General features: G+C 60.6%; 1 protein-coding gene. It reads right to left on the minus strand.

The annotated features are described in order from the left end of the window. On the minus strand, positions 1–2,256 hold a 2,256-nt coding region (locus ACOSDR_RS20165; protein WP_420732337.1), incomplete at both ends, for a beta strand repeat-containing protein.

Genomic DNA, 2,256 nt, shown 5'->3' on the forward strand with positions numbered 1-2,256 from the left:
TCGCGGTGTCGCTGCCATCGGTGCTGGTGGCAGTAACAGTCAGGTCAAAATCATCGCTGCTATTGGCTGGTGGTGTGATCGTCAGGTTCGCCAGTTGCGCCGGCGTCAGCGTCGCAACGCCATCGGTGACCGTTACGGCTTCACCATCGGCGGTCAGAACTGCGCCCTCTGGAATGCCACTGATCTCAACAGACAGGGTCTCGCTGTCATCGGTTAATGCCGAGGAGATGTCCAGGGCAATGGCTGTGTCTTCACTGCCACTTGCTGCTTCAGTAGAGAGGGTCGGCGCATCAGCGACGCCGGTCACGGAGACGGGAAGGGTGGCCGTCGTGGTGGCTGTATCTGAACCATCGGTCGATGTGGCAGTAACCGTGAGGTCAAAATCATCGCTGCTGTTTGCAGGCGGGGTGATCGTCAGGTTCGCCAGTTGCGCCGGCGTCAGCGTCGCAACGCCATCGGTGACAGTAACCGCTTCACCATCGGCGGTCAGAACCGCGCCGTCTGGGATACCGCTGATCTCGACCGACAAGGTCTCGCTGTCATCGGTCAGTGCCGAGGAGATGTCCAGGGCAATGGCTGTATCTTCAGAACCACTTGCTGCTTCAGTAGAGAGGGTCGGCGCATCAGCGACGCCGGTCACGGAGACGGGCAGGGTCGCCGTTGTCGTGGCTGTATCTGAGCCATCGGTCGATGTGGCAGTAACCGTGAGGTCAAAATCATCGCTGCTGTTCGCCGGCGGCGTGATGGTCAGGTTCGCCAGTTGCGCTGGCGTCAGCGTCGCAACACCATCGGTGACAGTGACGGCTTCACCATCGGCGGTCAGAACTGCGCCGTCTGGGATACCGCTGATCTCGACCGACAAAGTCTCGCTGTCATCGGTCAGCGCAGAGGAGATGTCCAGGGCAATGGCTGTGTCTTCACTGCCGCTTGCTGCCTCAGCAGAGAGGGTCGGCGCATCGGCGACGCCGGTTACGGAGACGGGCAGGGTGGCCGTTGTCGTCGCCGTGTCGCTGCCATCGGTGCTGGTTGCGGTCACGGTCAGATCGAAGTCATCGCTGCTGTTCGCCGGTGGGGTGATCGTCAGGTTCGCCAGTTGCGCCGGTGTCAACGTGGCAACACCATCGGTGACAGTAACCGCTTCACCATCGGCAGTCAGAACCGCGCCGTCTGGAATACCGCTGATCTCAACAGACAGGGTCTCAGACCCATCGGTGTCGGTGAGGGCAGAGGAGATATCCAGCGCAATGGCTGTGTCTTCACTGCCGCTTGCTGCTTCAGTAGAGAGGGTCGGCGCATCCGCAACGGCATCGACGGTGACATCCAGCGTATCGGTAACGGTGCTGGTATCGCCACTCTGCCCATCGGTCGTGGTGACCGCAACAGAGAGGGTGAAATCCGAATCACTGTCAGCCGCCGGCGTGATCGTCAGCCCCTCGAGTTCAGCAGGCGTTAGCGTGACAGAGCCATCCTCATTGACGGTCCCCGCCGACAGGGTTGCCCCGGCCGGGATATCGCTGATCGTGATCGACGCGCTGTCGCCATCCTGCACACCGGTGACATCGATATCGATTGCAATGGCTGTGTCTTCTGATCCAGCCGCATCCGCTGTTGCAACAGTCGCCGCATCTGCAACGCCGGTAACCGTGACGGGAAGGGTCGCTGTTGTCGTCGCGGTGTCGCTGCCATCGGTGCTGGTCGCGGTGACTGTCAGGTCAAAGTCATCACTGTTGTTTGCCGGTGGGGTGATGGAGAGATTGGCAAGCTGAGCCGGTGTCAGCGTCGCAACGCCATCGGTGACAGTAACCGCTTCACCATCCGCCGTCAGAACCGCGCCGTCTGGAATGCCGCTGATCTCAACAGACAGGGTCTCGGACCCATCAGTGTCGCTGAGGGCTGAACTGATATCCAGGGCAATCGCAGTATCTTCTGATCCCGAAGCCGCATCAACACTGAGCGTCGGTGTATCGGCTACCGCATCAACGGTGACATCCAGCGTATCGGTAACGGTGCTGGTATCGCCACTCTCGCCATCGGTCGTGGTGACGGCAACAGAGAGGGTGAAGTCCGCATCGCTGTCCGCCGCAGGGGTAATCGTCAGCCCCTCGAGTTCAGCAGGCGTCAGCGTGACAGAGCCATCCTCATTGACGGTCCCCGCCGACAGGGTTGCCCCGGTCGGGATATCACTGATCGTGATCGACGTACTATCGCCGTCTTGAACACCGGTAACAGCGATATCGAGCGCAATCGCTGTGTCTT

The organism is Hwanghaeella sp. 1Z406 (genome assembly GCF_048892425.1).
In the GTDB taxonomy this organism is placed as follows: Bacteria; Pseudomonadota; Alphaproteobacteria; order UBA8366; family Aestuariispiraceae; genus Pacificispira.